The following is a 24,937-nucleotide window of genomic DNA, read 5'->3' as shown; positions in this document are numbered from 1 at the left end:
TTATTTACTCCTTGCAAATAGTAGTTTGCCTACAAAAATTCCTATTAATGCAGATAAGAATGCAGTGGAAATCGGCAAGTCTGTGTAAAACGGATAATTACCAGATTGCCATGCTACAATGATTCCTGCAATCAGTATTACGATAAATGATGCTGTAGTGAATTTTGCGTCAACATGATTGAGTTTAATTTGTGATCCGATGACAACGCCCAATATTAATCCAAATATTATTGGTCCTAAACTTAACATCATTCACCCTCCTCTACTATTTTCTTAAATCCTGCAAATGCTATTACAATTGAGGATAAACCTACAAATACTTTCAAACCAACAAATATATTGAGGTATGGAATAATTCCCGCATTGGTTACATCAGGATAGTGGAAAGCAGTTTGAATTGCTGCCGGAACAACATTTAACAAATCTGTTCCGAAATTGTATAAGTAAAATCCTCCTACGAATAACCCTATTAAACCAAATATGACAAAACCTAATGCTCCAATTGACTCGAATACTTCAATATACAAGTGGGACAATTCTAATGGAGAGTTGCCGATTCCATAAACAAGAACAGACAATATAATTCCACTAGCTATCATTGCACCACCTTGGAAACCTCCACCAGGAGTGATATGTCCTCCAAGGATGGTCATTATACCTAAACAAATTAAAAGGATTGAAATTGGTAAAGATATTAATTTTAAAATTACACTGCCTTGACTCATCTTTTATCCCCCAATAATCCTCTACCAAATATAAGTAATACTACTATTCCCGCAGTTAACAATATGATTGATTCTCCTAATGTATCGTATGCTCTGAAATCAAAAATGACAACTGTTACAAGGTTTGGAGCTATTTGAGTTCCCAAAGCATTGTAAATATTGCTTACACCAGGGTTAATCATGCTACTTAGATGGAATACTGCATCAAATAAAGTAACAGAAAATATTGCCGCCAGCACTGCTGCAATCAAATTGCGAATTGTTGTTTTATCAGACAAGATTACCACCCCAGTACATGAATACGACAATAATTGAAAGTGTTATGACTGCGTAGAATATCATCTTCTCCAATGAATCTTCCTGTTCAATCTTGAACTTAGGAATAAGCGGAATATTAGAAATCAAAACGATTGCCAATATTAATGTGACCAATCCGGCAAGCAAAACATTGACATGCCTTAGCAGTATTGCAGATAGAACTAATGATACAATCAGGAATATCTCTGCTGTGATGCTTCCTGAAACATCTGCATTGGTTACAGGGCCTGGTGAAAACAATTTTTTGAATTGTTTTACAACATCGAATATCTGATCATACAGTTTCATAATATCCCTCCTACAAAGCTAGAAATTCCGTTTACAACCATGTCCGGGAACAGACCTAATCCTATAACAAGAATTAATAATACTCCCATTGCAAAAATCATTGCACGAGGAACTTCCTTGCCTTCAACTTCCAATTCTTTTGGTTTTGGTCTTAAAAACATCACATAGAATGTTTTTACAAATACTACAAATGTGGCTATACTTACCATGATTGCCAAAATAGATATTTCAGGGAATCCGCAACTTAAAGATGCTTGAACAAGCATTAATTTGGATTGGAATCCGCTTAATGGAGGAACACCAGCCATTGCCAAACCAGCAATCAAAAGCATGATACTTACTTTCGGATGATATGCCAGAAGCCCTCCTAGCTTGCGTGTATCCACTTCATTTGTTGCATTGACGATTGCACCAAATCCAATGAATAATAATGCAGTAATTATAATTTCGTTCAACGCTTGGAACAACCCTGCAGTTATCGCATAATTGGTTCCAAGACCGATACCTAAACCGATGAAACCTAACTCACCAACAGCTAAAAATCCAATCATTCTTCTGAAGTCTGTTTGGGTAAGTGCAAGAGAGACACCCAATATCATAGCCAAGATAGAGAAGAATACTATGAGGACTTCAAATATTGGTAATGTGGAATAAATCCTATGCATAATCAATACGATTGAAATCATGGATATGACTGTAAATGACTGAAGCAATGCTGCTCCATGAGGTTCGGCTTTTGAATAAATTCCAGATTTTATAGTATGGAAAGGTGGTAGCCCTGAGGCATATAACCAGCCAAAGAATATTAATCCGAGTGAAGTTAAAAATACTGGAGAGGTAGCATCAACCAAACCATTGTGAACAGCAGTGACAATATCAGTAACATTTACACTACCTGTTAAAGCCAATAGGAATCCAATTCCTAAAAGCATGATTGGAGAACCGATTGATCCTAAAATCATATATTTTAAAGCCATTTCATAACTGTAATCAATTGAAGAAGCTGCAACAATACCTACCTGTGCAAGCGCCAGTATCTCAAAGAATACGAACATGTGGAATATATCATCAGTCAATAGCATTGCGGTAACTGCAGCTGTACCTAAGAACAATAAGAATAAATATGGTCCGGAAACTTCCTTATATTTAGTTAAATAGATGAATATAACTAAAAATGTTAAAAGACCTATCATTGCAATGAATATCTGTTGCAAGAAAGTAAATGAATAGGTAATTGCAGGATGATATACGAAACTTGTCACATTATCCAGGATAGGCTCATATCCTCCAAAGTAATGCAGGCCATAATTGGACAACAACGGAATCAACGGAAGACATATTGCTACAACAAATGCGAAAATCTTTGTTGCCTTGTTGAACTTTGAAAAAGCACTGATAAGCAATGCAGACATCAAAGGAACAATAACCATAAGTGGGATTAATTCATTCATTGTATTCCTCCTGTTTTGATGTATCTGCCAACATCACTTTTGTGCTCAAAGTACCATATCTTCTATAAAGAACCATTACTAAAGCAAGCATGACCGCCAAAGTACTTGCACCGATTACAATACTGGTAAGTACTAAACCGAAAGGCAATGGATAAGCAGCATTTGATGCGAACCATGATGTGTCCATTTCAGGCATCAAAATCGGCACGACACCACCAGCTTTATAACCAATGGCAACAATGAACAGATTAGCACCTTCTTCGATAAAACTAATACCAATTATCTTTTTTATGATATTATCCACAAAAATTGCTGAGTAAAGTCCTATAACGACCAACGCAACTGATGTCAATAATATCGCAAGTTGTGTCTGTGCCATTAGCTATCCTCCCTTTGAGTTTTCTTAACGGCTAAAGCAATGAATACAGGAATGATTGCTGCACCAACAATGGCTTGAGTCAAAGCCACATCAGGCGCCAATAATATTTGGAAAAGAACTGCAAGAGCCCCACCTGAAAATCCTGTTAAAATTGCTGTCTTTAGCAAATCTTTCTGAATAAGAGCAAGAATTGCACTTAAAACTATAATTATACATAATACAAACTCTAACATCTTACTCATCCTCGTCAATTTCTAATGTAGTAACTGAAAATCTTTCATCCGCCTTAAGTTTCTCTGAATCTTCGCTCTCTAAAGCTTGCATTTTTTCTTTCGGATGGAAAAACGGATGATTTTCATCTACTTCCACTTCAACATTCTGTAAATCTAAATTATTTTCTCTATCTTCTTTTTTCCAATAAGCATTAGCGATTGCATGTGCTATAAACGGCGCTAGAATGAAGTAAATTCCAGCAAGCAGATATTGGCCTATTGCAATCATTGCAATAATACATGCAACATCAAAAATACCTATAATGTGAATCCTTGCATAGACAACATTCTTGGTTTCTTTTCCCAAACTGAGAAAACCAATTGCAGAGATTATAGTCAAAATAGCTGCTATGATAAGAAGGGCTGATTGAACATATTCTATCATCCGTCATCACCTCCCAAAACAACAGCGAACGCAATTGTGCCTACAAAACCAAAGAATATTAAAGCTAATGATATATCTCTAAAGAATCCAAGATTATATAAATCGCCGACAAGCAGTAATGCTACAGCAAAAGCATTTACTACTACAGAGCTTCCTAAAAGCCCCATTGATGTGGATTTATATGCACTTGCTCTTAAAGCAGCCAGCATCATTATCATTAATGCAAAAACCACAATATATTTTGAAATAAACAATATATCCATACTATCTCACTCGATTATTTTACTTAGAAAATGTAGAGTCTCTCTATTCTAACATTTTCTTTATATACTTTTCAAAAGGAATAATGTCCTCTTTACTTCTTGGAGAAATAGTAGCTACTTTGATAATGTTATTTTCACTGTCCAAATCAACAGACAAGGTACCAGGGGTTAAAGAAATACTATTAGCTAAAATTGTTTGTGAAACCGGTCTCTCTAAAACAGTTTCAATGTCAACAACTACAGGATCAATATTTCTCCTCATAACACCATTAAATGCAACATCTATTGTTGATTTAATGATTTCATAAATAAGGTCTAAGAAATAAATAATTCCATAACCAATTCTAGTCAAAAACATTAAACAAGCTCCATTTCATTATTTAAATAAAAGTCAAAAAATATTGACTATATAATAATATTAATATTTATCATGATTATTTATTATAAATGTATGCATTTTTTTAAAAATATGATTAATTGGCAAATTTTTATTAAAAAAATTTCTGAAAAAATTAAATGAACAATCCCGTATCGAAATAATAAAAATAAAGAAAAAATTATAGTCTAAATCAAAATTAAAATAAGATGTTGATGGATAGAAAAATTATATGCAAATTCATACAATATGACCTACAGCAATATAGATATAATCCTCAAATAGATTAAAAAGAAATGGTGCATGGATTATTATGGCCAAAGCAACCAAAATAAATACTATGCATAATCCAAAGTTCCTATAAACTTTTTTTGAAGAAACTGGAGCAAAAATCTTAACTCCTGCTGGCGTAAATGAATCCAAAACCATATGTGAAAAGAGCCCTAAAAGCAATCCTAAAACAATTTCAATATATGAAACATCACCATTTGGAATTAAAAATAAACTGATGAAGAAAAATGGCAAGAAAACCATTAACAGCTTTTTATTTAAAAACAAAAAGCTTAAAAGTGCAATCAAAATGGCTAAAATCAGATAATTGTTATCCAATGTTGTAATGCTCATAATCAACTCCAAACCCCAAATCAGTATTAAGCTAACGGCCGAAGTTAATGTCAAAACTCCAAAAATCGAATGGGTAAAACTCCTGTGCTCTGAAAAATAGAATATAGCTCCTAGAAAAACAATGATTAAACCAATATAATAAGGTAATTTGAGGATATACAGCGAAATAAACACTATTAACCCCAAAATAATCATCTTATAAACATGCTCTATCTTGAATTCATGATCAAAGTCAGGGATATTTGCACCAATTAACGTCAAAGCAATTAGTAGAGGACTATGAAAAAACATCAATGCAAGTAGAAATGCAAATATCGAATGACCCTTATAAGACGACACTAAAATCACCTTAATTAAAAGTATTTATCATATCATTAAAAGTAATTAATCCAAGAGCATTTGAAAAGTAATCAAATTCCAAAATAAGACAAGAAGCTTTCCATCTGAGAAAAAGACTTCTCAACACTGCCTCTTGCAACATTACCGAATGGGCACAATACTTCACCAGTAATTGCCGGAATTCTTTTTAAATTACAAACATCCTCAACAGCGCCTTTATAAGAGGAACCCGCATAATCAATTGATATCATTTCAGAACCCACATCACGAGCAATATAATTTGCAATTAAAAAGCTTTCAGGAGTTGGAGATTTTGATGAAAAGATTGATTCGAAACCGGGATTTGAATTATAGGCAGTAGAGTGAAAATCACCTACAAAATCAATTTCCAAATCAACGATGGCCTGAATTATCAAATTGCTTAAAGAATCTTTAATATGGGCGGATCTGTTTAAATCCATTGAATTGAATGTTCTCTCATTATTCATTGTTGATTTTGGGGATGCAAATGGGATAAAATATAATGTATGGTTAAACTCTTTAAAAACGAGTTCATTTAACAAATTAACATTTGCAATCTGTGGAGACAGTTCATTTCCATGAATTCCTGATAGAACAAGTATTTTGTTTCCTCCATCACCTAATTTAAAAATAGGTGTTCCGAAAACTGATTTTTCCAAAATAAATTGAGTCAATTTGCTTAATTGCAATTTTTCAAAAAGGTTTCTGTTTCTTGAAATATAGCCTCCTGAAAAATCGGAAATATATCCCATTTCAAAATTTCCAAATTGCTCAATCTTTTCAAAATACATAATTAATTATACTGTGAAACTCTTATTTAAAAATAAGTATGAAAATGAAAAAGTATATTAAAAACTTAATTACGCTCGTCAACTATGAAAGAGATGCTGAAATTGACTTGATGACACGTGAAATCAGTACAATGTCAGGACAAAAAAGAGAAGAATTAGGGAGAGCCATTAACAAAGTTAAAGGAAAACGCCAAGGAACAGAACTTGGAATGCAAATTGTTCAATTCGGAAGGTCTGAGAAAATTGAAACAGAAATATCAGTTGGAGACATGGTTTTAATCAGTACAGACAATCCGCTGCGAAGTGATTTGACAGGCACTGTAACAGAAAAAGGAGTTAGATTTATAAAAGTCGCATTCGATAAAAGGGTTCCTAAATGGGCATTGAAAAAGAAAGTTCGCATTGACTTATATGCTAATGACATTACATTTAGGAGAATGGAAGATAATCTAAACCATTTAAGTCTAAAAGGAAAAAATGCCCTGGAATATATGTTGAATGATAGGAATCCTAAAAAAAACAGACCCGTGCCTTACATTTCATATATTGACCAATCATTAAATGAATCTCAAAAAACAGCCATTGAAAATGCACTTTCATGCGAAAACTTCTTTTTGATTCATGGCCCCTTTGGAACCGGAAAAACCAGAACCCTGGTCGAGCTAATATCCCAAGAAACAAGACAGGGACATAAAGTATTGGCTACAGCTGAAAGCAACGCTGCCGTCGACAATATCCTAGAGAGACTAATGGAAAATAAAAAATTAAACTTAACAAGATTAGGTCATCCTCAAAGAGTTTCAAAGCACAATATTACACAAACTTTAGCATATAAAGTTGAAAATCATGAATTAAACAAAAAAACTAAAAAGATTCACAAAAAAATTGACAAACTAATAGAAAAAAGAAAAGTTTACACAAAACCGACCCCTCAGTATAGGAGAGGTTATGGGGATTATGACATACTGTATAATGCCTCAAAAGGAAAAGGAGGTCGTGGAATAAGCCCCGACCAAATGAAATCAATGGCACAATGGATTGCAATCAATCAAGAGATTGATGAAACATATAATGAAATAAAAAGAATAGAAAACAGAATGATTCGTGATATCATTGAGCAGAGCAATGTAATATTATCAACAAACTCCTCTGCAGCTCTTGAATCAATTGCAAGAACTAAATTTGATGTTGCAATCATTGATGAAGCATCTCAAGCTACAATCCCCAGCATCCTAATCCCCATATCCAAAACACACAGATTCATTCTTGCAGGAGACCATAAGCAACTTCCGCCAACAATCATCAGTGAAAAGGCGCATCCATTAGAAAAAACATTGTTCGAAGAGTTGATTAGAAGATATCCGTTTAAATCCCAATTATTGAACGTCCAATACAGAATGAATAAAACACTTATGGAGTTTCCAAACAGGGAATTCTATAACAGCAGCCTAAAAAGCGATTCCAGTGTTGATAGAATAACTCTAGATGACCTCCTTGGAGTTGACAACAATGAAGAGCCATTGCTTTTTATTGACACCTCCAACATTGACGATTACGGCGAGTCTCACTTAAAAGATTCAAAATCAATTATAAATAGAATAGAAGCAGATATAGCAGTGAATTTGGCTAATGATTATTTGGCTGCAGGAATTAGTGAGGAAGATATTGGAATAATTAGTCCTTATGCAGATCAAGTTAAAATCATACAAGACAAAACCCCTGTTGAGGTCAAGACCGTTGACGGTTTTCAGGGAAGGGAAAAAGAAATAATAATTATTTCTACAGTCAGAAGCAATGATAATGAAAATATTGGATTTTTAAGGGATCTGCGAAGATTAAATGTTGCAATTACAAGAGCTAAACGAAAACTAATCATAATAGGACATAAGGATACCCTAATCAGCAACCCAACATATGCAAGGTTGATTAAATTTGTTGAAGATGAAAACTTGCTGATAAAAATTTAGGTATACCTAAACTTTTATATACCATGAAGTTCAACTATTAAATAAGTATGAAAAATACTTAGTCCATAACTCTTAATTGAGATTTATTTTTCAAACTCCATATAACTTTCAACCTCAATTATCTCCTCAATTAAGAGTTTTTCTTCTGCCATATATTTTTTAAATTATAAATAGTATTAACAATAAAATATTAAATGAAAACTTATTCTTATTTAAATTATTTAACGGTGATTAATTATGGCTGATAAAGTAGTTTTAGCATTCAGTGGCGGATTAGATACCTCTGTTTGCGTTAAATTATTAGAAGAAAAATACGATGTAGAAGTAATTACTGCATGCGTAGATGTTGGACAAGGCGAAGAAGAAATGGAAAAAGCAAAAACAATGGCATCAAAAATCGGTGGACTAAAACACTACAACATCGATGCCAAAGAAGAATTTGCTAACGAATACATCTCACGCGGAATTAAAGCAAATGCAGAATATGAAGGATACCCATTAAGCACTGCACTTGCAAGACCACTAATTGCTCAAAAAATCATTGAAGTAGCTGAAAAAGAAGGAGCAACAGCTATTGCACACGGATGTACCGGTAAAGGAAACGACCAGTTCAGATTTGAAGCAGTTATTCTTGCAATGTCTGATTTAGATGTAATTGCACCAATCCGAGAAATGAATCTAACAAGAACTGAAGAAAAAGAATATGCAGAATCCAAAGGTATCGAATTAAGCTATGATAAAATTTACAGTATTGATGAAAACCTCTGGGGAAGAGCAATTGAAGGGGATGTCTTAGAAGACCCTGCAAACGAACCTCCGGAAGACATTTATGAATGGACCGCATCCTGGCAAGATGCTAAAGACGAACCTGAAAAGGTATCTATAGAATTTGAAGAAGGTATTCCTGTAGCCATAAACGGTGAAATGATGCCATTGGTTGATTTGATTAGAAAAGCAAATGAAATTGCAGGAGCCCATGGTATCGGTAGAGTGGATACCATCGAAAACAGAATGATTGGTCTTAAAAGCAGAGAAATCTATGAAACCCCTGGTGCAAAACTATTGATTCCGGCTCACCAAGCTTTAGAGGAATTGGTTTTAACCACAGATGAGTTAAGATTTGCTGAATACATGTCCACATTATATGCTGATTTGGTCTACTGTGCATTATGGCAAGAGCCTTTAAGAGAAGATCTTGACCAAGCAATCGACAAAATGCAAGAAAGAGTAAGCGGAGAAGTTGTAATGAAACTCTTTAAAGGTTCAATCCAACCAATAGTCAGAAAATCTCCATTCAGCTTACACAGCATTGAACAGATTACCTTTGAAGACAAAGAAACTGACCAAAGAGAAGTTGAAGGTATGATTAAATACCACGGTCTTCAAGCAGCAAACTTCCAAAAATTAAACAGATAGCTTTCAAGCTATCACTTTACTTATTTTTTTATCGCTTCGGCGAAGTATTCATTGAAAAAATTCTTATTAAAATCAAATAATTTTTCAAAATCGGAATCGATTATGTACATCACACAGTAATCATCTTTATCCCTGATTCCACGACCATATGCCTGCATCAATGCCATTACTGCCTGATAAAAATACCATGATTTGTCTAAATCCTTACGGTACTTGACTTGCTCGTTTAACTGAGGGTAAGGCACTTTAAATATTATCTGGAATCTGCATAAATCCCCTTTAAAGTCAACACCATCTTTAATTGATGCACCAATTAGGATTTTACGCTCCTTATTTTCACTGAATTCCCTTAAGACCTCATTCCTGTCCTTGCCACCGACAAAAACTAAAGGATAATCTATCAAGTTTTCCATAATCCAAAATGCCTGTTCATTGCTTGAAGTATGGATTACACCTTTTTCATCACTATGCTTATCTAAAATTTCTTTAATTTTTGAAATGGCTTTTTTGTTTTTCCAATTTGGAATTCCTCTTCGCTTTCCGCTCATTCTTCCAACAAAATCAATGAAAATTGGGCGTTTTTCCACATCAAATGGACTTTTCTCATAGATATAATAGGTTTCATTAGGGTCAATATTGTTCCATTTGCAGAACTTGTTCTTATCGCCCAATGTTCCTGTTAGGAATATGCGAATATTTCCTAATTTAAGCAACTCCTGAGTATCATCAGAAACTGAAAACGGTTTAAACTCGGCGGATATGTCCATATTATTTTCTTTGATGGTTTTTTCATTAGGCAAATCAATAATTAAATCATTAGTTGTTAAGCCAACACTAATCGAGTTAAACCTCTTCATGTCCGTTTCCAATCTCTGTTTTTCAATAAAGTCATAACTAGAAAATTTGGAAGGGTTATTTTCAAATTCATCCAATGTTACTTGAACATCATTTTTATGTTCCCCTTCTATCTCTTTGATGTTATCTTTACATTTTGAAACTAATTCATCGCATAAATCAATCCAATACTGGGAATTCTTTTTTAAATTTGTCATGGATTTGCTTCCATCCATGATTGGAGCAAATATGTCTATACCAAATTTAGTTGCAATATATTCCCTGTTTAAGTCATGCGAAGACAACATTAACATCTTACGCTCTAAATTATGAGCTTCATCTAAAATCAGCAATTCCCGAGAATCAAAGAGTTTATTTGCAACTCCCATATAATAGAAAAAATCATAATTAGTAATTACATTTTCAGACTCTTTAGCCCTCTTTAAAGCAAGTCTAAAATCACAATCATCACATTTTCTTAAGTTGTATTCTTCCTTAATGCAAAAATCACAAGATCCCCTGTAATTACATTTATAATTCCCTTTGCCTTTAATCTCAACAAGCATATCGTCAAAATCATCCATATACTGCTCTTGAAGTTGCTTGGTCATTGTGAGGATATAAGAATCATCATACATATTAGCCAGAGTGGTTGCGATTGCAGATTTGCCAGTACCGGTACCAGCTTCCAAAATAATATTTTTATAACCCTCTCCAATAGCCCAATTAATCTTGTTGATAAGTTTTACCTGGCTGCTACGAGGATTATGACCTTTAAATGACCAGTAGACCATCCAGTCCAAATTTGAATTATTGTTTTCCATGAATCTCCTCATTAAGTTAGTAACAATTTATTAATAATATATTAAGTAAAATATTTAAAACTTTATTTTACAAATTGAGAAAAAAAATTAATATTAATCAAAAATATAAATAAAATTATGTCTAAAATTGATAAATTACAAGAGATTATTGACTCTTCAGACAATATCATATTTTTTGGAGGGGCAGGCGTATCAACTGAAAGTGGAATTCCGGATTTTAGATCTGAAAGCGGAATTTTTAAAAGCTTAGAAAAATATGGTGACACTCCTGAAAATCTAGTTTCACACAGCTATTATTTAGACCATACTGAAGAATTTTTCAATTACTATAAAGAAAATCTTATTTTTAAAGATGCAGAGCCTAATCCTGCCCACATCACATTAGCCAATCTTGAAAAGGCAGGAAAATTAAAGGCTGTTATTACACAAAACATAGATGGGCTTCACCAAAAAGCAGGAAGCAAGGAAGTTTTAGAGCTTCACGGAAGCATTCACAGAAATTATTGTCAAATCTGCAATAAAGAATATGGCTTGGATTATATTTTAGAAAGTGATGGGATTCCAAGGTGTGATTGCGGAGGGGTTGTCAAACCTGATGTTGTATTATACGAAGAACCTTTAAACAATGCCGTTTTAAGCTTTGCAATCGATTATATTCAAAATGCAGAAACTTTGATAATTGGAGGAACATCCCTGGTGGTTTATCCTGCTGCGGGGCTAATAAACTATTTTAAAGGAAAAAATTTAGTATTAATTAACAAAAGTGAAACACCTTACGATAATCTTGCATCACTTGTCATTAACGATGCCATCGGCGAAACTTTGTCCCAAATCAAAATCTAGAGATTCCGGAACGAATTCAATGCCTTCAAGGTGATTGTCACATCTATATACCAAAATTTCAACACCCGCATCGTAAGCTTCGTTTAGGGTTTGGCTGAATACAGGATCATTTTCCCAGTTCGGCCTGAAAAACTTGCCGATAGGATGTTGGATTAGGAAAAACACAACACATCTATTTCCCTCTTCCTTAAGTTTAATTAGTTCTTTTAGGTGCTTTGCACCACGTTCAGTAGGGGCATCCGGAAATCTTGCTTCACCATCAACGATTAATGTGACACCCTTAACTTCAACATAACAGGGCTCAATAAGAAAGTTCATTCCACAGCAATCATCCTCACGGTTTGCCAAGTATATATCGATTCTTGAATTATCAACCGTTTTTTCTCTTTGATGATAATCATAACCTGAAAGCTCCTTTATTTTACCATCTACGATTGCATCATATACAATACTGTTGGCTTGCTGTGAGAAAAGTGATACCAACACTCCTTTGTTCTCTACAAAATGAAGTGAATATTTTGTTTTTCTGTTTGGATTGTCGGACGGTTTAAGCCAAACCGCTGCACCATCAACCAAAAGTTCCTTACATCTTCCCGTATTTGGAACATGGGCAATCTCTAGATTGCCATCGACTTCAATTTCCGCAACGAACCTGTTTGGCCTTGCTTTGAAAATTCCCTTAACATAATCCATTTTTAATCACATTTCCAATATAGGATACCAAATCTGTTGCTGAAAAGCCGTTTCCCTTTTCTTTGAATGCCTCATCGCCGGCAAGACCGTTAATGAAAACTCCCAAACTGGCCGAATCAAATGCATTGATGCCTTGTGAAAGCAAACTTACAGCAATGCCTGCAAGCGCATCACCGGTTCCACCGACAGTCATGCCCGCATTGCCACTTTTATTTATCTTAAATTTGGTTCCAGATAAAATCAAATCATATTGGCCTTTAACAATGACAGAACCCTTAATCTGACGGGTGATTTGTTGAAAGTCTGTGATATTTTCATCCACTTTTGTAAAATCATAAGAATCAATGTCCAATCTTAAGTCTTTATCTACTTTAAAGACTGATTTGAACTCGGAAATGTGTGGTGTCAATATAATGTCATCACGATTTTTAATTAGTGAAATTTCAACTTGCTTTAAAGCATCAGCATCTAAAACGATTGGTTTTTTGACTTTTGTGACTAAAACATTGAATAATTTAGAAGTATCATCGTCAATTCCGGCACCAGGACCTATCAAAACAGCATCCATATCCTGTGCGACTTCTAAAATTTCATCAGCATGATTAAGTGATAACTTATCCTCCTCAAGAGATTTGACAATCAAATCCGGCGAAGTTGATTTGATGGCTTCGGCAGCCTTTTCAGGTGCAATGACATGAACCAAATCTGCACCGGCACCAATTGCAGCCATCCCTGCAATGGCCGGAGCCCCCGCATAATCCTTATTTCCTCCAACAATAAGTAATTTACCGTTGTTTCCCTTGTGTGATTTTGGATTTCTATTTTTAAGCCTTAAAAAGTCTCCGAAATTAACAAAGTATTCCGCTTCGAATGGAATGCCAATGTCCGCTGCCACAAGACCTCCAACATCTTCTTCATCCGCATCCCTAACTCCGGTCTTTATTTTGTGAAAACTGATTGTATAATCCGGAATTACTGCCAAGTCATCAACATTGCCAGTTAATGGATCCATTCCTGAAGGAACATCAACACTTATTTTGATTCCTTTTGATTCGTTGATAATTTCAATGGCTCTTCTGATGTTGGTTTGAAGGTTTCCTTTAATTCCGGTTCCTAAAAGACCATCAATTATAATAAATTCTGAATCTTCACATTTAGCAACTTCACAATTATTAATGTCCTCAAATGTCTTCAAATTAAAAATGTTTAACCTGGACAGACGTGGTTTCATATTCAGCAATATTTCAAGATTGGTTTTTGCATCACGAGAATGAATATTGTCTTTCAACATGTAAATGTCAACATCATAGCCTCTGTTTAATAGGTAACGCGCTGCAACAAAACCATCACCACCGTTTCCTCCGGAACCAGTGAAAATCACCACTTTTACTGGTTTTGAAAATGTATACACTGCAATTTTACCTACTTCTTCAGCCAAAGACTTTCCAGCAGATTCCATTAGGCATAGCCTTGATAAACCTAAATATTCACAATTGTGGTCTGTAACCATCATATCAATAGGATCCAAATTATCACCTTAAGTTAAAATATAAGTATAATATATAAATATAATTATCTTAAATTTAAGGAAAAATTATATGCGAAAAATTACATTAAAACTTTTAACAAAATTACCTACAAGATTTGTGGCAAGCGGACTGATATTAATTTTAATACTGTTTATTTATGGAATAGTCGGTTCACATCTTATAATGGGTTTAGATTTTATTGATTCTATTTATTATGCAGTCATTACAATGGCTACAGTAGGTTATGGGGATTATACTCCACATACTGGAATTCAAAAGATATTTGCAACCACTTTAGCAATCGGAGGGGTTGCAATATTTGCTTATGTATTTAATTTAATGTTAACCAGTTTTCAGGAAAAAATGAGCGAATATTCAAAGGGTGCTAAAAAAATGAAGACAATAGACGATATGGATGATTATTATATTCTTTGCGGTTTTGGAAGAGTGGGAAAAATAGTATTTGAAGAATTAACACAAAGAAATCAGAACGTGATAGTGATTGACAAAGATGAAGATGTCTGTGAGAGTATTGAAGAAAGCGATTCTGTTGTTGTGCTGCAGGCGGATGCTACCGAAAACGACTTGATTTCAGAATTGGCTGGAGAAAAATGCAATAGTGTGATAATAAGTATCGGTGATGATGTAAGCAATCTATTCATTGTCTTAACAATACGCGAAAATAACCAAGACACATGGATTGTTTCAAGGGCCAGCAAATTGGAAAATATTCCACGTCTCAGAAAAGCTGGTGCTGATAAAATCGTTTCGCCGGAAGTTATCGGTGGGAAAAACTTATATTACGAATCAACACGTCCTCATGTCTTAAGATTGACTGTAAGACACGCCCCTGAAGAACTTTTGGATGAATTTGAAGTAATAGTCAAACATGGATGCACATTAGAAACAATAGATTATCATTTTCCGGGGATTGAAACCCCTCTAAGCCGTAAAATTAAAACAATGGATTTGGAAGACGGCAAAAAATATGATCATTATCTGAAAACACATGCTACCGCAAAAGAAGCATTAGAAAACTTATATGATAGCGTGAATAATATTCATTCCCATCTGATTTCCGGGCCGGATAGGGCTACTTTTGATAGATTGGTGGAAGATTTAGAAAAACAGGAAGAGATTATCGGTAAAAACCTGACTAATAAAGAAATAGCTAAAATAACCAGAAAAAATATAAAATAAGTACAATTAGTTAATTGTAATTGTACTTTTACCAGATATCAAATATTTATTGTTTGCAGGAGCTATAACCACACTGTAGTTGCCTGTAACCAAGTCTTTAGTATCCAATTTGGCAATACCATTCTTATCAGTCATAAGAACATATGTTTTAGTAAAATTATTAGATGCTAATTTAACATTGATTTTAATTCCACTGAGTGCTTTTTTAGTTTTTTTATTTTTAACTGTTAATTTAAAGTATTTGGTTGTATTAAATGCATTAGTAACACCGGGTGCATTAATAGTTGTTGGAGTTTTAATTAATTTATCAATATTTCCAAAACTGTGATTTCCTAATTTCATCATGTTAGGTGTTTTCGGAAGCTTATTTTTACTGATAAATTTGCCTTTAAAGTGGATATTGTCTTTCAAATGAGGAGTGTATCTTCCCATCAATTGACCATTGTCATTGGCGGCATAAACAGTGACTTTTGAAGTGGTTTTGTAATTCTTGTTGGTTGTAGCTTTCCAGTGGTAAATTGTGATGTCCCTTCTGTTTACACCAAATACATCACTAGCCCCGATTTTAAGAGCTGCTTTTGCAGGATCCGTATTAAATTTTGCAAAATTACCATGTCGGAAGCAATACGGAGAATTTGGAACACAAATATATTCGCCTGCTTTTAATTTGCCCATCTTAATGCCGTTTTTCCATACAACTGCATATTTTCCATTAGGAGCTTTGATTGCAAAATGGCCTATTCCCAACATTCTTTCATATCTTTGAATTTTCTTAAGATAAGACTTTTTGATTTTGCCTGATTTAACCATTTTGCCCGCAAGATTAGAAATGGCCTTGTTGATGCTCGGATTATCTGCCCCTCCAGTTCCCATCATCCATCCATCTGATGTGGTAATTGAATGGAAAAAATATGTATGGGCTGTTTTATACTGTTTTATTGCAGTCCTGCCATACCATTTGCCTACTTTAAGGTATAAATCTGCAGCATATGTGGAATCTCTTCTAAAACCTGCAACACCTTCGGAATTACTTACGTGAACATAAAAAGAGCAGCATCCTGTCTCGGCAGTGGCTTTAACCTTATAAGTTGATTTGAGTTTCTTGGAAACTACTGATGGATCTTTAACATAGGTATAAATAGTGTATGTGCCGACCTTTAAGTTCTTATTTAAGCTAGCTATCCCATTTTTATCAGTAGTTGAGTAATAATCCTTATATTTTGTCTTATCTGAATATACTCTAAACAACACTTTAACATTTTTTAAGGGATTGTTTGTAGCACTATTAACTAATTTAACCTTGAAAAATATGTTAGAATCAACATAAACGTTCAGATTGCTTGCCTTAATTGTTACTGGCGCTTTATTAACATTAACACCTGAATTTATATAAGTAGCATTATCTATTGGGAGGCCTGCATCATAACTGTTTGCCTTAAGATTGCTGTCCAGACTAACTTTTTCAGATTCATCACTGATCCTAGAATAAGTCTTGCCATTTATCGTAATGTCAACAGTCTTATTTTCAATCGGGTGATTATCATTATCCTTTACATAACCTGCCAGTTGGGATTGTTCCTTATAGCACATATCAACATTATTTACTTCAATCTTAATATCATTATCCGCAACCGAGTCGTCAGTTACATTATCACTTGCATAAACCATTCCAATACTTAAGATAAGAAGTATTAGAACAATTAAAAATTTTTTAAACATTATTTCACCTTGAAAGTAAAACAAGCACAATTATTTTATTTTAATTGTACTTTTTGCAGAAATTTTATACTTTGAATTTCCAGAGGTTATAACTACTTTATGTGTTCCTCTTCTTAATTTTTTAGTGTTTATTTTAGCAACACCCTTCTTATTAGTTTTCACTGTGTAAATCTTGTATTTTTTACCAGTGAAAACTTTGATTTTGACTTTTATATTTTTTACAACTTTTTTTGTTGCTTTATTTTTAACAGTTACTTTGAAATATTTGGATTTTTTATATTTAACAGTTATTTTAGGGGCTTTGATGATTGTGGAGGCTTTATTAATTTTAATTGTTGAAGATATCTTAGTTGCAGAATAGTTTACATAAGATGGGAATACTTCAATTTTATAAGAACCCACAGCATGATTAAATTTTAAACTTGCAATACCCTTAGAATTAGTGTAAATTGTTGTGCAAATAACCCAATATTTAGCTGATTCTTGAAGACATGTATCAAAATCAAAATTCTTCTCGAGTTTACGCCATGAACTGTACAATTTTTTAGGTACTGTGATTTTAACACAAATTGGGAAATTTTTCATGGCTTTTTTAGTTTTTTTATCAGTGATGGTAAACTTAAAAATTTTTCCAGAATTATAAGAAGCGGTTAATTTCGGAGCAGTGATAATGACAGAAGTTAAATGAGTAACATATAAACCACTGCAATTTGAAATTAAGTATTTCAATTGTGTGTATGTATGATGATAAGTAGAAAAGCTTCCAGATCCAAAATCTAAATAATCCATCTTATAAGATTCAACCAAATCAGTATCCAAATAATCTGCAGAATTATTCAAAAATTCAGAATTTGCGATAGCAAATTGATATCCTGAATTGGGAGCAAATTTTGAATATGTACATACCGCCCCACCAAAAGCTTTAGCATGATTATTAATGAATTTGCAATTAGTGATATTCAACTCATATTGCTCACAAAAAATAGCCCCACCCCGATCTGCACTATTATTAAAGAAGTTACAACCAACTACAGTTAATTCATTGCCGAAAATAGCTCCTCCATAATTATGATTAAATTGCGAATAATTTCTTATTGAATTATTTATAAAATTCGAACCACTAAAGAACCCATCATTACAATATACGGCTCCACCACCAAAACTTGAAGAACAGTTAATAAAATTACAATCAATAATTGTCAAGGAATTATGTGTTTCGATAGCACCACCTTCATCCCACCTACTTTCAATATGGGCGTTATTGATAAAAGTACAATTAATACAGGTTATGTTTTTATAACTAAATTCAGAACTATAATCAGAGACTATAGCTTGATTAGCATCTACAATTTTTAAATTTTTAAAAACGATTTTTGAATAGCTGATAAGTTGAAAACACTTAGATCCACCGTTTGCTTTTAGAACCGTGTTATTTGATCCTTGAATTGTTAAATCTTTATTAATTATAATTGAATTACCATAACTAACATACTCACCTTCAAGGTCTATTATATCCCCTGATTTCGAGTTATCAACTGCTGTTTGAATATCATTAAAAGTGTTTCCTATAGGCTTATAAGTATCTTCAAGTTGATTTTCCTCAGATATGCTTAGCTGTTCAACATCATTTGATATGGAATCTTCATCATTTAAAGTATAATCTATTTCTAAAATTTCATCAGTAATATTCGAAGCTGAAACCATATTAATGCATAAAAAAAGAATTAAAATAACTAAGAAAATTTTTATTGTATTATTTAAACTAAACTTCATACGAATCACTAATCTAAAAATTATAAAAACAAGCAAGAGAAAAAAGTATGCCAAATAATGATTTAATTAATGGTTAAAAAGTTATTTCAAACCCTCACTCATTTTTAACAATATTTTGGGAAAGAAATATTAATAATATTCTTTCATTAACTCACAAATATTATTATATCTTTATTCATAAATAAATTTAAAACAGTATTATTAACATAATAATACTATTTTAAAAAAAAGTTAGATTTGTAAAAATTTCTAAACCTAATCCATATCACTGAACAGCAATTTCCATTGATTTGAATTGTGAATGATATCGAATCGGGAATAAATGTAGTTTAAGACATATTCCCCATCTTCCGTGATTTTGAAATACTTGATTTTCTTATTGTTTTTAGTTCTTAATTCGCTGTCGATTATGCCAGATTCTTCCATTTTATTTAATATAGGATAGATATTACTGGGATTTGACTTTTTCAGTGACATTTCATCTATGAATATTTCAAAAAACTTATCCAATTCCTTTAAAATCCCATAGCCATGAATGCACTTATTATACTTAATGATCCACAATATCAAAAAGCGAGACATTCCCTTAACATAATGTTTGATTACGGGATTATTATTAATAACTTCAGAATAATTTTTTTGAACATTAGACACGGAACTCTCATCAGCCATTATATCTTTTCCAATTTTATTAAAAACGAATATCCAAGTTTAATTGAATAACAATTAAATTATAATTGCAATTAATATATAAAGCAATATTATAAAAATGAGTATAAAATATATAATAAGTCCCTAAGGCGAAAAAAAGTAAAAAAAAGAAGAGAGTTGAACTCTCTAGAATAAGTCTTGTAAGTTCATGATGTAAGCACCTAATTTACCGTCGAAGTTACCTGCACTGATTTCAAGTACGCCGTCGACTGAACAGGCTGCAACAATACCTGCTTTCATAGCTGCTTTTACAGATTCTTCATCTACACCATCAATAACAATTTCAAATACACCATCAGCATCGTCTCTGATATCAGAGTCTACTTCTCCTTTTAAGGTTACGCACATTTTTTCGTTAGTGGATGCGTTTAAGAATTTGGAGTATTTGTTGGATCCTACTTTAGAACCAGATGCAACCATACCTCCAGGGAATGGGGTGATTACACCTTTAACTTGAGAAATAGCTTTAACTGCTAAATCTGCAGCTTTAACACCAGTAATTTGGTCTTTTGCTAAAATGAAGAAGTTTCCTCCAGCTACACCATCTTTGTATCCGAATTCTGATTCCACTAAGAAGTCACCGGACATGATTGGGATGGAGTGGATTTTTCTTCCGTCAATGCAACATTCTTTTTCAAATCCGTCACCGAAGAATTTTAATTTGTTACCTGTTTTTAAAGTTTCTTCTGACTCAAGTAAGTTAAATGCTGCTGCGGTAGGAGCAGTTAAGACACACATACCAATTCTTTCCATCAATTCGTGGTCGAGTGCTTTTTTACTACCTTGACAAATCATAATTGCATAACCAGGTCTTCCATCAGGAGTACATTCAGCTGGTACATAGCAGTCAATACCTGCTTCTGCAGGACATCCAATAACAGAAGTTCCGTAACCAGTTGCTTCAGTAGCTGCGATTTTTGCTAATCTTGCGGTTGCCGCTGTAACTAAGATTCTAGTTACCTTAATTCCAAAACCTTCTGCATAAGTATCTTTAATTTCTACGCCATTAATTTCCATAATTTCACCAAAAATTTTTTCAAAAAAAAATTGTTTTTTGTGATAATAAAATTTATGATTATGAATAAAAATAAAGTTTTCTATTTAATCATTTGGTTGGCTTTCAACAGATTCTTCAATTTCTTCAGGTGAACCTGTTAATGAGATATTATTTAAAACGGAAGATCCGAAATATGGTAAAACAGCCATACCCAACATTGTAGCCATCCAAAATGAAATCAGCCTTTCAATAACAGTGGCCGCTGCACTTACTGATGCTGGAATGCCTGCTGCAGAGTAAAGAAGAATCATCAATCCATCAACTGTACCTAAACCACCCGGAAGAAGCGGAATCATACCTACCAAACAGGACACAATAAATACTTCACCAATGACGATTAGGTTAATATCTGCACCAAATGCTAAAAATACCAAATAAACCCTCAGGATTTCAAAAATCCATATCGCAAAAGATAATGTGAGAGTATAAGCCAAACCTTTTCTATTTGACATCAATACAATCATAGTATGTTGAAAACCAACTATTGCATCATGAATTGAATTTTCTACAGACTCAGAGTTTTTCTTATAGAATCTTCTCACAAGGGCAAGAATCCAACCCTCAACTCGCATTCCAAAGCCAGGATTAATGCACATATAAATAATTGCAAAAAGTAGCATCAATATAACCACTACTGCAAGAACCATTACGGCCAAAAGCCATATATCAAAATCGAAAAACAACGCCATGGAAGAGATTGTGATTGCAGCCAATAATACGAATGGGAATGTATCCAATGCCCTATCAGCAACAACAGCGGCAAATGTTTCGTCAAATGTACTTCCTTCTGTATCTCTAAACAGAAGATATGCCCTTACAGGTTCTCCACCGCCACGTCCGGAAGGAGTGATGTTATTAACTGCAAGACCCACTAAAACCATTGGGAGCAACTTTTTAAAGCTTGCATCAATTCCTGCAATCTTATTGAGGATTTTCCAACGCCAAGTGTATAAAAAATAAGTAAAAACCTGAGCACCAATAGCTAAAGCTATAAGATTCAAATCAGCCATCTTTAAAGCCGCAATAACCTCGTCAATTCCCACAAAGTATAGCATTCCCAAAAGGACAAGAACACTTACAATCAAGAGAATCACTGTTTTTTTATCCATAGTTTATAATAGTTATAATCTTCAATACTTATAAATTTATATAGATATTTATTCAAATTATTAGAATAATGAGGTATGTTACTAAAAGCGATTTGTTGATTGTTGCAAAAGATTCAGGATATGTTATGATTGGGATTGGATTGATGTGCCTTATCCCCCTAATAATCGATTTGATTTATTTTGAATTTGATATTATCAGTTTCATAATTCCTGGAGCCATTTCAATAATTTTTGGATTTGCTTTAACTAAATATTTTGAGAATACCCGTACCAAAAAAATGCGACTTAAGCATGGGATGATGATTTCATCTTTTGCATGGTTTTGGGCAGGCCTTATTGGGGGGCTTGTTATAACGCTTGCAACAAACATTTCATACATTGATGCTGTTTTTGAAAGTGTATCCGCTTTAACCGGTACTGGAGTTACAATATTTTCAAATGTTGAAGTATTGCCTCACAGCATACTATTTTTTAGAGCTCTTGAACAATGGGTTGGTGGTTTAGGGGTTGTAGTTATGGTTATTGGTGTTTTTACAAAACCCGGATCAGTTACATCCAAGTTATATAACTCAGAAGCCCGTGAAGAGCGTCTCGAACCAAGTATTAAATCAACTCTTAAAAAAACACTGGAAATTTATGCCATTTATACCGTTCTGGGAATTGTGTTATACATCCTAGCGGGAATGCCTTTATTCGATTCAATCTGCAATACATTCACCATCATCTCAACAGGAGGGATGAATGTTAAAAATGCAAATATGGGCTTCTATCAAAGCGATTTAATCTACTTCATTACAATTGTCCTGATGATACTGGGCGCAACAAGCTTCTTAGTTCATTACAAGATTATTAAAAGTAAAGGAAAATCATTAATTGAAGACTTGCAATTCAAAGTGATAATCTGTCTAATTGCGTTCGTTACATTAATGCTGTACTTTTTAACAAACATAGTTCCGATAGAGCTATTATTTACTGTCGTGTCTGCAATCACTACAACCGGAGCAAGTGTTTCGCCAGTAGAAGTAATGGCCAGTTGGCCGCCATTCATGATAATATGTTTAATGTGCTTAATGTTAATTGGAGGGTCTAACGGATCCACTGTAGGTGCAATAAAGCTTGTTAGAATGATAACATTCTTTAAAGGAATATACAAGCATGTCAGAGAAATCCTATCCCCTGAAGGAAGGGTAGTGTCCATGAAATTAAATGGACGTAAAATAGATGAAAAAGCAATATCCCAAGCTGGAAACTACATTACGTTATATTTGATGTTTATCATGTTTACTTGGGCTTTATTATGCTTATTCGGATACGACCCATTCAACAGTTTATTTGCAGCAATGTCCCTTCAGGGAAATAACGGTCTGGAGTTAGGAATAATAAATACTACCTTAAATCCAATTGTAAAGGTAGTGTGCATGATTGACATGTGGACTGGAAGGTTAGAAATTTACCCTGTATTAATTACTGTAAGAGCATTTTTCGAAGTTTTCAAATGATAAAATTTATAATCTATAAAAATAAATATTGATTAGTCATTAGTAAAGGGGGACTGTTATGTATATTATAATTATGGGCGGAGGCCGTGTAGGACGCGCACTTGCAAGCTTATTGATTGACAATGGGCAAGACATTACATTAATTGAAAATGATGAAACCTTGTGTGAGAAAGTTGCAGCAGAACTTGATGCATTGGTTATTTATGGAAATGGAACAAGTTCAAAATTACTTGAAGAAGCGAATATTGAGGATGCAGACTACTTCATTGCAACAACAGGTAATGACGAGGCAAACTTGCTATCATGTATTTTAGTTAGAAAATATGATGTCCCGCATATCATTGCCCGTGTAAGTAACCCTGACCATGAAGAAGCATTTAAGGAAGTTGGAATTGATCATGTAATAAGCCCGGAAACCGCTGCTGCAGCGCAATTGCAAAAATTAGTTACAAGACCAAACGCTGCAGAGATAATGACCCTCGGTGAAGGGGATGCTGAAATATTAGATATGACAATAACTAACGACAAAATTGTAGGAAAACGCTTTAAAGAAATCACCCCTACTAAGGAATACATTATCATCTCTACTTATGACAGTAATGGAAAATTAGAAATTCCTCTGCCAGATAAAACAATTACAAGAGGAGAAAAAGTAACCGTTCTTGTAAAAAGAGGAAACTTTAAAAAAGTTTCCAAAAAACTAGAAAAATAATTATAAAAAGGAATAAGACAATTTAATATGGTCTTTTCCATTTTTTTCTACTATTGGGCCATGGCCAGGATAGATATTTTTAACGTCTAATTTTGTTAATCTTTCAACGCTATTTTTCATATCCTCATAATTTCCGCCAATATCCATTCGACCAACTCCGCCACCAGCAAAAATCGTATCGCCACAAATTAGATTTTCACCATCCCACAAGCAGATTCCACCACTAGTGTGACCAGGAGTATGAATAACTTCAAAATCGCCAATTTTATCGCCTTCTTCAAGTTCAATATCCACTCTTGAATTATTTACACCCTCAAAACCAAAAGCAGATCCCGCTGTGCCTAAAGTATCTTCATTTCTAATAGGGATTGCATCAAGTTTATGAACAGCGATTTTCGCATTAGGGAAAAAGTGATTGCCTCCAATATGGTCAAAGTGGCAATGAGTGTTTACAACCAATTCAATGTCTTCTGGCTCAACACCATTTTCACGAAGTTTTGAGAACAAATAATCCTTATTTTGACCCGCTCCAGTATCCACTAAAGTGTTTTCATTAATTAAATAACAATTCGAATCGTAATTATATCCCATGATAAAAATAATCTCTGACATAAAAGATAATATTGTTACAGAAGTAATTAAAATTTTTGAAAAAAAGATTTGTATAAAAATGGGGTCACAGGGATTTGAACCCCGATCCTGGGATTTCTCTTGCCTCAGTACTCCAATTGTTCATCACAACGGATACTGTTCAGTTACGCGTATATTTCTTCAAAGACAACTGGAGTCCCAGATGATGCCAGGTTACACCATAACCCC

General features: G+C 33.7%; 27 protein-coding genes and 1 tRNA gene. 6 read left to right on the top strand and 22 right to left on the bottom strand.

The window, feature by feature from the left end; translation table 11 throughout:
* The 12 genes from ACJROP_RS01150 to ACJROP_RS01095 form a co-directional block, all read right to left on the bottom strand.
* Complete coding sequence (locus ACJROP_RS01150) at positions 1 to 252, bottom strand: energy-converting hydrogenase B subunit J (RefSeq protein WP_406533681.1); 252 nt, start codon at positions 250 to 252, stop codon at positions 1 to 3.
* On the bottom strand, positions 249 to 725 hold the full coding sequence (locus tag ACJROP_RS01145; RefSeq protein WP_406533680.1) for an MnhB domain-containing protein: 477 nt from the start codon (positions 723 to 725) through the stop codon (positions 249 to 251). Before ACJROP_RS01145 ends, ACJROP_RS01150 begins: the two co-directional genes overlap by 4 nt.
* Entirely contained in the window at positions 722 to 1,006 is a 285-nt protein-coding gene (locus ACJROP_RS01140) for an EhbH (RefSeq protein ID WP_406533711.1), read from the bottom strand. Before ACJROP_RS01140 ends, ACJROP_RS01145 begins: the two co-directional genes overlap by 4 nt.
* On the bottom strand, positions 996 to 1,331 hold the full coding sequence (locus tag ACJROP_RS01135) for a hydrogenase (RefSeq protein WP_406533679.1): 336 nt from the start codon (positions 1,329 to 1,331) through the stop codon (positions 996 to 998). Before ACJROP_RS01135 ends, ACJROP_RS01140 begins: the two co-directional genes overlap by 11 nt.
* Positions 1,328 to 2,782 carry an energy conserving hydrogenase EhbF gene (gene ehbF, locus ACJROP_RS01130; RefSeq protein WP_406533678.1) on the bottom strand — a complete coding sequence of 485 codons (1,455 nt, stop codon included), beginning with the start codon at positions 2,780 to 2,782 and terminating at the stop codon, positions 1,328 to 1,330. The genes ACJROP_RS01135 and ehbF overlap by 4 nt, the downstream gene beginning before the upstream one ends.
* Positions 2,775 to 3,161, bottom strand: a complete 387-nt coding sequence (locus ACJROP_RS01125; RefSeq protein WP_406533677.1) for a cation:proton antiporter subunit C — start codon at positions 3,159 to 3,161, stop codon at positions 2,775 to 2,777. Before ACJROP_RS01125 ends, ehbF begins: the two co-directional genes overlap by 8 nt.
* Entirely contained in the window at positions 3,161 to 3,403 is a 243-nt protein-coding gene (locus ACJROP_RS01120) for a DUF4040 domain-containing protein (protein ID WP_406533676.1), read from the bottom strand. Before ACJROP_RS01120 ends, ACJROP_RS01125 begins: the two co-directional genes overlap by 1 nt.
* Positions 3,396 to 3,818 (bottom strand): cation:proton antiporter, encoded by a 423-nt coding sequence (locus ACJROP_RS01115; RefSeq protein ID WP_406533675.1) that lies wholly within the window; start codon positions 3,816 to 3,818, stop codon positions 3,396 to 3,398. Before ACJROP_RS01115 ends, ACJROP_RS01120 begins: the two co-directional genes overlap by 8 nt.
* Positions 3,815 to 4,081: a hypothetical protein gene (locus ACJROP_RS01110; protein ID WP_406533674.1), complete on the bottom strand. Its 267-nt coding sequence runs from the start codon at positions 4,079 to 4,081 to the stop codon at positions 3,815 to 3,817. The genes ACJROP_RS01115 and ACJROP_RS01110 overlap by 4 nt, the downstream gene beginning before the upstream one ends.
* 43 nt (positions 4,082 to 4,124) lie before the next feature.
* Entirely contained in the window at positions 4,125 to 4,439 is a 315-nt protein-coding gene (locus ACJROP_RS01105) for a monovalent cation/H+ antiporter subunit E (protein WP_406533673.1), read from the bottom strand.
* 258 nt (positions 4,440 to 4,697) lie between these two features.
* Positions 4,698 to 5,420, bottom strand: coding sequence for a metal-dependent hydrolase (locus ACJROP_RS01100; protein ID WP_406533672.1), 723 nt, complete (start codon positions 5,418 to 5,420; stop codon positions 4,698 to 4,700).
* Between the two features lie 71 nt (positions 5,421 to 5,491).
* Positions 5,492 to 6,232 carry a succinylglutamate desuccinylase/aspartoacylase family protein gene (locus ACJROP_RS01095; protein ID WP_406533671.1) on the bottom strand — a complete coding sequence of 247 codons (741 nt, stop codon included), beginning with the start codon at positions 6,230 to 6,232 and terminating at the stop codon, positions 5,492 to 5,494.
* 38 nt (positions 6,233 to 6,270) lie between these two features.
* On the opposite strand from ACJROP_RS01095, the gene ACJROP_RS01090 reads away from it, so the two are divergent.
* Together ACJROP_RS01090 and ACJROP_RS01085 are read left to right on the top strand one after the other, a co-directional pair.
* Positions 6,271 to 8,199, top strand: a complete 1,929-nt coding sequence (locus ACJROP_RS01090; protein WP_406533670.1) for an IGHMBP2 family helicase — start codon at positions 6,271 to 6,273, stop codon at positions 8,197 to 8,199.
* 237 nt (positions 8,200 to 8,436) lie between these two features.
* Complete coding sequence (locus ACJROP_RS01085; RefSeq protein ID WP_406533669.1) at positions 8,437 to 9,615, top strand: argininosuccinate synthase; 1,179 nt, start codon at positions 8,437 to 8,439, stop codon at positions 9,613 to 9,615.
* A gap of 20 nt (positions 9,616 to 9,635) precedes the next feature.
* Here the strand turns inward: ACJROP_RS01085 and ACJROP_RS01080 are convergent, their stop codons facing one another.
* Complete coding sequence (locus tag ACJROP_RS01080) at positions 9,636 to 11,273, bottom strand: helicase C-terminal domain-containing protein (protein WP_406533668.1); 1,638 nt, start codon at positions 11,271 to 11,273, stop codon at positions 9,636 to 9,638.
* A gap of 117 nt (positions 11,274 to 11,390) precedes the next feature.
* Here ACJROP_RS01080 and ACJROP_RS01075 point away from each other — a divergent pair, with 117 nt between their 5' ends.
* On the top strand, positions 11,391 to 12,116 hold the full coding sequence (locus tag ACJROP_RS01075; protein WP_406533667.1) for an NAD-dependent protein deacylase: 726 nt from the start codon (positions 11,391 to 11,393) through the stop codon (positions 12,114 to 12,116).
* On the opposite strand, the gene sfsA is transcribed toward ACJROP_RS01075, so the two are convergent.
* Positions 12,063 to 12,809, bottom strand: coding sequence for a DNA/RNA nuclease SfsA (sfsA, locus tag ACJROP_RS01070; RefSeq protein ID WP_406533666.1), 747 nt, complete (start codon positions 12,807 to 12,809; stop codon positions 12,063 to 12,065). The two genes, ACJROP_RS01075 and sfsA, sit on opposite strands and share 54 nt — an antisense overlap.
* Positions 12,796 to 14,337 carry an NAD(P)H-hydrate dehydratase gene (locus ACJROP_RS01065; RefSeq protein ID WP_406533665.1) on the bottom strand — a complete coding sequence of 514 codons (1,542 nt, stop codon included), beginning with the start codon at positions 14,335 to 14,337 and terminating at the stop codon, positions 12,796 to 12,798. Before ACJROP_RS01065 ends, sfsA begins: the two co-directional genes overlap by 14 nt.
* 70 nt (positions 14,338 to 14,407) lie before the next feature.
* Between ACJROP_RS01065 and ACJROP_RS01060 the strand changes: the two genes are divergently transcribed.
* Positions 14,408 to 15,538 (top strand): NAD-binding protein, encoded by a 1,131-nt coding sequence (locus tag ACJROP_RS01060; RefSeq protein ID WP_406533664.1) that lies wholly within the window; start codon positions 14,408 to 14,410, stop codon positions 15,536 to 15,538.
* 6 nt (positions 15,539 to 15,544) lie between these two features.
* On the opposite strand, the gene ACJROP_RS01055 is transcribed toward ACJROP_RS01060, so the two are convergent.
* The 5 genes from ACJROP_RS01055 to ACJROP_RS01035 all read right to left on the bottom strand — a co-directional run bounded on the left by ACJROP_RS01055 (position 15,545) and on the right by ACJROP_RS01035 (position 21,907).
* Entirely contained in the window at positions 15,545 to 17,257 is a 1,713-nt protein-coding gene (locus tag ACJROP_RS01055; protein ID WP_406533663.1) for a hypothetical protein, read from the bottom strand.
* A 30-nt stretch (positions 17,258 to 17,287) separates the two neighbouring features.
* Positions 17,288 to 19,030 (bottom strand): hypothetical protein, encoded by a 1,743-nt coding sequence (locus tag ACJROP_RS01050; RefSeq protein ID WP_406533662.1) that lies wholly within the window; start codon positions 19,028 to 19,030, stop codon positions 17,288 to 17,290.
* A gap of 255 nt (positions 19,031 to 19,285) precedes the next feature.
* A complete protein-coding gene (locus ACJROP_RS01045) occupies positions 19,286 to 19,702 on the bottom strand; it encodes a PadR family transcriptional regulator (RefSeq protein WP_406533661.1) in 417 nt (138 codons plus the stop codon).
* Between the two features lie 165 nt (positions 19,703 to 19,867).
* Positions 19,868 to 20,758, bottom strand: coding sequence for a formylmethanofuran--tetrahydromethanopterin N-formyltransferase (gene fhcD, locus ACJROP_RS01040; RefSeq protein WP_406533660.1), 891 nt, complete (start codon positions 20,756 to 20,758; stop codon positions 19,868 to 19,870).
* Positions 20,759 to 20,842: 84 nt separating this feature from the next.
* Positions 20,843 to 21,907 (bottom strand): UPF0104 family protein, encoded by a 1,065-nt coding sequence (locus ACJROP_RS01035; protein ID WP_406533659.1) that lies wholly within the window; start codon positions 21,905 to 21,907, stop codon positions 20,843 to 20,845.
* Between the two features lie 68 nt (positions 21,908 to 21,975).
* Between ACJROP_RS01035 and ACJROP_RS01030 the strand changes: the two genes are divergently transcribed.
* The gene (locus ACJROP_RS01030; RefSeq protein WP_406533658.1) at positions 21,976 to 23,406 is read left to right on the top strand and encodes a TrkH family potassium uptake protein; all 1,431 of its coding nucleotides are present in this window, start codon (positions 21,976 to 21,978) and stop codon (positions 23,404 to 23,406) included.
* Positions 23,407 to 23,464: 58 nt separating this feature from the next.
* Complete coding sequence (locus tag ACJROP_RS01025; protein WP_406533657.1) at positions 23,465 to 24,118, top strand: potassium channel family protein; 654 nt, start codon at positions 23,465 to 23,467, stop codon at positions 24,116 to 24,118.
* On the opposite strand, the gene ACJROP_RS01020 is transcribed toward ACJROP_RS01025, so the two are convergent.
* Both ACJROP_RS01020 and ACJROP_RS01015 read right to left on the bottom strand, forming a co-directional pair.
* The gene (locus tag ACJROP_RS01020) at positions 24,119 to 24,709 is read right to left on the bottom strand and encodes an MBL fold metallo-hydrolase (RefSeq protein WP_406533656.1); all 591 of its coding nucleotides are present in this window, start codon (positions 24,707 to 24,709) and stop codon (positions 24,119 to 24,121) included. It abuts the gene before it with no gap.
* 80 nt (positions 24,710 to 24,789) lie between these two features.
* Positions 24,790 to 24,937, bottom strand: a tRNA-Trp gene (locus ACJROP_RS01015).

It is taken from the genome of Methanobrevibacter sp. (assembly GCF_045220775.1).
Taxonomy (GTDB): Archaea; Methanobacteriota; Methanobacteria; order Methanobacteriales; family Methanobacteriaceae; genus Methanocatella.
Note: the sequence above shows the minus strand (reverse complement) of the source record. Positions and strands in the feature narration are given on the sequence as shown.

Coding starts and splice junctions, on each gene's coding strand:
- ACJROP_RS01055 (WP_406533663.1), bottom strand. CDS start 17,257: ATGTTTAAAAAATTTTTAATTGTTCTAATACTTCTTATCTTAAGTATT.
- ACJROP_RS01060 (WP_406533664.1), top strand. CDS start 14,408: ATGCGAAAAATTACATTAAAACTTTTAACAAAATTACCTACAAGATTT.
- ACJROP_RS01145 (WP_406533680.1), bottom strand. CDS start 725: ATGAGTCAAGGCAGTGTAATTTTAAAATTAATATCTTTACCAATTTCA.
- ACJROP_RS01120 (WP_406533676.1), bottom strand. CDS start 3,403: ATGAGTAAGATGTTAGAGTTTGTATTATGTATAATTATAGTTTTAAGT.
- ACJROP_RS01110 (WP_406533674.1), bottom strand. CDS start 4,081: ATGGATATATTGTTTATTTCAAAATATATTGTGGTTTTTGCATTAATG.
- ACJROP_RS01105 (WP_406533673.1), bottom strand. CDS start 4,439: ATGTTTTTGACTAGAATTGGTTATGGAATTATTTATTTCTTAGACCTT.
- ACJROP_RS01080 (WP_406533668.1), bottom strand. CDS start 11,273: ATGGAAAACAATAATTCAAATTTGGACTGGATGGTCTACTGGTCATTT.
- ACJROP_RS01095 (WP_406533671.1), bottom strand. CDS start 6,232: ATGTATTTTGAAAAGATTGAGCAATTTGGAAATTTTGAAATGGGATAT.
- ACJROP_RS01150 (WP_406533681.1), bottom strand. CDS start 252: ATGATGTTAAGTTTAGGACCAATAATATTTGGATTAATATTGGGCGTT.
- ACJROP_RS01075 (WP_406533667.1), top strand. CDS start 11,391: ATGTCTAAAATTGATAAATTACAAGAGATTATTGACTCTTCAGACAAT.
- ACJROP_RS01115 (WP_406533675.1), bottom strand. CDS start 3,818: ATGATAGAATATGTTCAATCAGCCCTTCTTATCATAGCAGCTATTTTG.
- fhcD (WP_406533660.1), bottom strand. CDS start 20,758: ATGGAAATTAATGGCGTAGAAATTAAAGATACTTATGCAGAAGGTTTT.
- ACJROP_RS01045 (WP_406533661.1), bottom strand. CDS start 19,702: ATGGCTGATGAGAGTTCCGTGTCTAATGTTCAAAAAAATTATTCTGAA.
- sfsA (WP_406533666.1), bottom strand. CDS start 12,809: ATGGATTATGTTAAGGGAATTTTCAAAGCAAGGCCAAACAGGTTCGTT.
- ACJROP_RS01030 (WP_406533658.1), top strand. CDS start 21,976: ATGAGGTATGTTACTAAAAGCGATTTGTTGATTGTTGCAAAAGATTCA.
- ACJROP_RS01035 (WP_406533659.1), bottom strand. CDS start 21,907: ATGGATAAAAAAACAGTGATTCTCTTGATTGTAAGTGTTCTTGTCCTT.
- ACJROP_RS01020 (WP_406533656.1), bottom strand. CDS start 24,709: ATGGGATATAATTACGATTCGAATTGTTATTTAATTAATGAAAACACT.
- ACJROP_RS01085 (WP_406533669.1), top strand. CDS start 8,437: ATGGCTGATAAAGTAGTTTTAGCATTCAGTGGCGGATTAGATACCTCT.
- ACJROP_RS01135 (WP_406533679.1), bottom strand. CDS start 1,331: ATGAAACTGTATGATCAGATATTCGATGTTGTAAAACAATTCAAAAAA.
- ehbF (WP_406533678.1), bottom strand. CDS start 2,782: ATGAATGAATTAATCCCACTTATGGTTATTGTTCCTTTGATGTCTGCA.
- ACJROP_RS01025 (WP_406533657.1), top strand. CDS start 23,465: ATGTATATTATAATTATGGGCGGAGGCCGTGTAGGACGCGCACTTGCA.
- ACJROP_RS01090 (WP_406533670.1), top strand. CDS start 6,271: ATGAAAATGAAAAAGTATATTAAAAACTTAATTACGCTCGTCAACTAT.
- ACJROP_RS01125 (WP_406533677.1), bottom strand. CDS start 3,161: ATGGCACAGACACAACTTGCGATATTATTGACATCAGTTGCGTTGGTC.
- ACJROP_RS01050 (WP_406533662.1), bottom strand. CDS start 19,030: ATGAAGTTTAGTTTAAATAATACAATAAAAATTTTCTTAGTTATTTTA.